6 protein-coding genes are annotated in these 3863 nt (G+C 75.4%); 2 read left to right on the forward strand and 4 right to left on the reverse strand.

What is annotated here, in order from left to right; genetic code table 11:
- The coding region (locus RIF68_RS30360; protein ID WP_309054482.1) for a DUF309 domain-containing protein at positions 1-401 on the forward strand (401 nt) is incomplete at its 5' end.
- 5 nt (positions 402-406) lie between these two features.
- Here RIF68_RS30360 and RIF68_RS30365 read toward each other — a convergent pair.
- The 4 genes from RIF68_RS30365 to RIF68_RS30380 all read right to left on the reverse strand — a co-directional run bounded on the left by RIF68_RS30365 (position 407) and on the right by RIF68_RS30380 (position 2921).
- Entirely contained in the window at positions 407-619 is a 213-nt protein-coding gene (locus tag RIF68_RS30365) for a hypothetical protein (protein ID WP_309054483.1), read from the reverse strand.
- A 39-nt stretch (positions 620-658) separates the two neighbouring features.
- Entirely contained in the window at positions 659-1744 is a 1086-nt protein-coding gene (locus tag RIF68_RS30370; RefSeq protein ID WP_309054487.1) for a MerR family transcriptional regulator, read from the reverse strand.
- Between the two features lie 167 nt (positions 1745-1911).
- Positions 1912-2289, reverse strand: a complete 378-nt coding sequence (locus RIF68_RS30375) for a DUF488 family protein (protein WP_309054484.1) — start codon at positions 2287-2289, stop codon at positions 1912-1914.
- Positions 2290-2318: 29 nt separating this feature from the next.
- Positions 2319-2921: a TetR/AcrR family transcriptional regulator gene (locus RIF68_RS30380; RefSeq protein ID WP_309054485.1), complete on the reverse strand. Its 603-nt coding sequence runs from the start codon at positions 2919-2921 to the stop codon at positions 2319-2321.
- Between the two features lie 353 nt (positions 2922-3274).
- Between RIF68_RS30380 and RIF68_RS30385 the strand changes: the two genes are divergently transcribed.
- On the forward strand, positions 3275-3863 hold a 589-nt coding region (locus RIF68_RS30385; protein WP_375165758.1), incomplete at its 3' end, for a phosphatase PAP2 family protein.

The raw sequence follows: 3863 nt of genomic DNA on the forward strand, positions 1-3863 counted from the left end.
TGCGGGGGCCGGCGGAGACGGTGCGGGAGGCGCAGCGGCTGCTGGACGCGGGGATGCCGTTCCACGCGCACGAGGTGTTCGAGGACGCCTGGAAGTCGGGCCCGGAGGAGGAACGGGAGCTGTGGCAGGGGCTGGCGCAGCTCGCGGTGGGGCTCACGCACGGGGCCCGGGGGAACGCGGCGGGCGGCGCGCGGCTGCTGCGGCGCGGCGCGGACCGGATCGAGGCCGGGTGGCCTGACGCCGCGCCGTACGGGATCGATGTCGCCGGGCTGGCGGGCTGGGCCAGGGAGCTCGCGGCGCGGCTGGAGCGCCCGCCCGTCGCGGGGCGGGCGCCGGTGCCGGACGCCGCGGCCGAGGCGCCCCGTCTGCTCGGCGAGCGGGGGGACGGGGCGGCCGGCTGACGGGGTCAGAGGCCCAGGAGGGCGACCTGGAGCGGGAGCGGGGGTTCTTCCGGGAGAACCGGGGGGTTGTCCCGGCGGCCCGTGTGGGTGGGGCGGACCGGGCGGAGGGAGCCGAGGCCGTCGGCGGCCCAGGGCGCGTTCGTCGGGGGCAGGGTCAGCGTGATGCGCCTGCCGTCGGCCAGGGTGGCTTCGAGCTTCGTCGGGTCGTTCGCGTGCATGGCACCTCGCTCGGTTCGTGCACCATCGATCTCGTGTTGTCAGGGGAGACGCCCGGGAGCCGGGTGGGGTTCCCCGCCGGGTGACGCGGGCGTGACGTCCGCGACGACGACCGCGAGGTTGTCCGGCCCGCCGTGCGCGTGGGCGAGGGCGGTGAGTTCGTGGACGGTCTCCTCGGGGGTGCCGCGGGCGGCGAGGGCGCGGCGGATGTCGTCGGCGGGGACGACGGCGGAGAGGCCGTCGGTGCACAGGAGGTAGCGGTCGCCGGGACGCGCCTCGTGGACGGTGAGGTCCGGTGCGGCGGGGACGGTGCCGTCGAGGGCGCGCAGGAGCAGGGCGCGGTCGGGGTGGGCGGCCGCTTCGGCGGGGGTGAGTTCGCCGGAGTCGATCATGTCCTGGACGACGGTGTGGTCGCGGGTGAGGGCCAGCAGCGCGCCGTCACGGAGCCGGTAGGCGCGCGAGTCGCCGACGTGGGCGAGGGCGAGCCGGGCGCCGGTCCAGGCGGCGGCGGTCAGGGTGGTGCCGGAGTCCCCTCGGTGGGCGGCGATGTCCGCGCCGGCGTGGGCGACCGCGTCCTCCAGGGCGTTCAGGAGGTCGCCGGTGCGCTCGGGGAGGGGGCCGGCCAGGGCCTCGACGGCCGTCCGGGCGGCCTCCGCGCCGGCGGGTCCGTAGCCGTCGGCGACGGCGAGCAGCCGGGGCCCGGCGACGGCGGCGTCCTGCTGGGTGGGGCGGTTCGGGCCGGGGTCGGTGTGGGCGGCGGCGGTGAGCGCGTACGGGTGGGTGGTCACCGTGCGGGGTCCTTCCAGAAGGTCCGTCAGGGAGGCGGCCAGGGTGCGCCGGGTGGCGGTGTCGGCCTCCGTGCGCGCCCAGTGGGCGCGGATGGCGCGGGCCGCCGCTTCGGGGTCGGTGGCGTACCGGTCGCAGACCTCGCGGATCCGGTCCCGAGGCATGCCGAGGCGGCGCAGCCAGCCGACGAGCCGGGCCCGTTCGAGCTGGTCCTCGGTGTAGTAGCGGTAGGCCGTGTACGGGTCGACGCGGGCGGGCCGGAGCAGGCCGAGTTCGTCGAAGCGGCGCAGCGCCCTGGCCGACAGCCGGGACGCCCGGGAGAACTCCCCGATCGTCATCATCCGGGCCGGCCGTCCCCCGTCCGCCGCACCGTGCTCGTACCGTTCCACCGGCGTGCCTCCTCCCTGTGCCGGACACGTCGTCCGGCACGGCCGATGCTGGACCTTCCCCGGGTGGGAAGGTCAACCGCCCCGGGACGGGCGGGCGGTGGGAGGGCTCCCGGAACCGGTCAGCGGCGGTGCGCGGTCAGGGCCTGCGCGAGGACGGTGGTGTGGCTGCCGTCGGGGTCCTTGGTGGCGGTGAGGAGGGTGACGGTGCTCCCGGAGGCGAGCTCGCGGAGGCGTTCGAGGGCCTGGGCGGCTTCGGGGGCGGCGAGTTCGGCCTCGTAGCGGCGGCGGAACTCCTCGTACGTGCCCTCCTCGCCGTGGTACCAGCGGCGGAGTTCGGTGGAGGGGGTGAGGGCCTTGGGCCATTCGTCGATGCGGGCGTCGGCCTTGGCGAGGCCGCGCGGCCAGAGCCGGTCGACGAGGACCCGGACGCCGTCGTCGGGCGAGGGGGCGTCGTGGACGCGGCGGACGCGGACGGTGGGGGTGTGACGGGCTGCCATGGCTCCAGGGTGCGGGAGGGCGGCGCGGCTCACCCCGCGACGCGCAGCGCCGGAAGGAGGACGGCGTCGACGAAGGTCCGCATGGCGGAGGCGTCGGTGAAACGGTCCTCGAAGAGGCGCTCGACGCGGAGCATGCCGAGGAAGCAGGGGGCGACGAAACCGGTCGCGGGGTTGTCGGCGTCGAGTTCGCCCCGCTCGACGGCGCGGGCGAGCATCGCGTCGAGGGCGGCGACCTCGGGTGCGATGACGGTGGCGCGGAGTGCGGCGCGCAGGTCGGGGTGCTGGATGTAGGCCTGGGCGACGGCTTCCATGAGTTCGGCGTCGCGGTCGCGTCGGGAGGCGGCGAGGCGGGCGGCCTCCCGCAGGTCACCGGCGAGGGTGCCGGTGTCGATGCCGGCGAAGACGGCGCAGCGCCGCTCGGCGAGGGCGGCGGTCACGAGCTGCGGCTTGGTGCCCCACTGCCGGTAGAGGGTGGCCTTGCCGCATTTGGTGCGGGCGGCGACGCCCTCCATGGTCACGGCGTCGTAGCCGCCCTCCCGCAGGAGGGCGATCACCGCGTCGTACAGCTCCGCCTCGCGCTCGGGCGTGATCTTGCTGCGACGGGCTGCGGCGGTCGCGGCCTGAGTGGACATCGATTCCTCCCGGGACACCTCTGCCTGAAGCCTAAGCCCGGCCGAATCGAGACGCAAACGTATCGAGACGCTTGCGTCTCGATGAAATCGGATCTACGCTTCCCTCCGTTTGTTGCCTTTTTGGCTGATTCGGATACGAAAAAGGGGCCGCGCCGATGGCTACCGGGATACGCGGGATACGAGAGCCACGTCCTGCAGGGCCGGGGGCGACGGCTACCCCCGGCCGGGAGGAAGGCCGGGCGGAACGCGGAGACCCGGAGGACCCCGTGCAATCCGCGGCACCCGCGGCGCCGGGGACCCCACCCGGAGGGGAGACCTCCGGGGGGCCGGCGCGCGGCGTCCGGCCGCCGCTCCTGCGCGAGCTGCTCCTGGTCACCTCCCTCTTCCTCGTCTACAAGCTCGGCCGCCTCTTCGCCAACGGCCACGAGGCCCGCGCCTTCCGCAACGCCGACCGCGTCTGGGACGCCGAACGCGCGCTGCGCCTGCCGGGCGAAGGTGCCGTGCAGGCCCTGCTCCTGCACGGCGAACCGCTGGTCAAGGCCGCCAACACGTACTACGCGCTGGTGCACTTTCCGGCCACGCTCGCCTTCCTGGTCTGGCTGTACTGGCGCCGGCCCGCCCACTACCTGTGGTCCCGTCGCGTTCTCGCACTGTTCACCGCCGCGGCGCTGGCCCTGCACCTGACGGTGCCGCTCGCCCCGCCGCGCCTGCTCGCCGCGACCGGCCTGGTCGACACGGCCCGGGTCTACGGACCTTCGGTGTACGGGGCCGCGCCGGAGGCCGACTCGATGGCGAACCAGTTCGCCGCGATGCCGTCGCTGCACTTCGGCTGGGCGCTGATGGTCGCGATCGGCCTGATCGCCGCGACCCGTTCGCCGTGGCGCCTGTTGTGGCTGGCGCACCCGGCCCTCACGCTGCTCGTGATCGTCGGCACCGCCAACC

It is taken from the genome of Streptomyces sp. (assembly GCF_031178505.1).
Taxonomy (GTDB): Bacteria; Actinomycetota; Actinomycetes; order Streptomycetales; family Streptomycetaceae; genus Streptomyces; species Streptomyces gulbargensis.

Excerpts from the sequence above, each read along its gene's own strand:
- RIF68_RS30380 (WP_309054485.1), bottom strand. The coding sequence starts at position 2,921 with ATGTCCACTCAGGCCGCGACCGCCGCAGCCCGTCGCAGCAAGATCACG.
- RIF68_RS30375 (WP_309054484.1), bottom strand. The coding sequence starts at position 2,289 with ATGGCAGCCCGTCACACCCCCACCGTCCGCGTCCGCCGCGTCCACGAC.
- RIF68_RS30370 (WP_309054487.1), bottom strand. The coding sequence starts at position 1,744 with ATGATGACGATCGGGGAGTTCTCCCGGGCGTCCCGGCTGTCGGCCAGG.
- RIF68_RS30365 (WP_309054483.1), bottom strand. The coding sequence starts at position 619 with ATGCACGCGAACGACCCGACGAAGCTCGAAGCCACCCTGGCCGACGGC.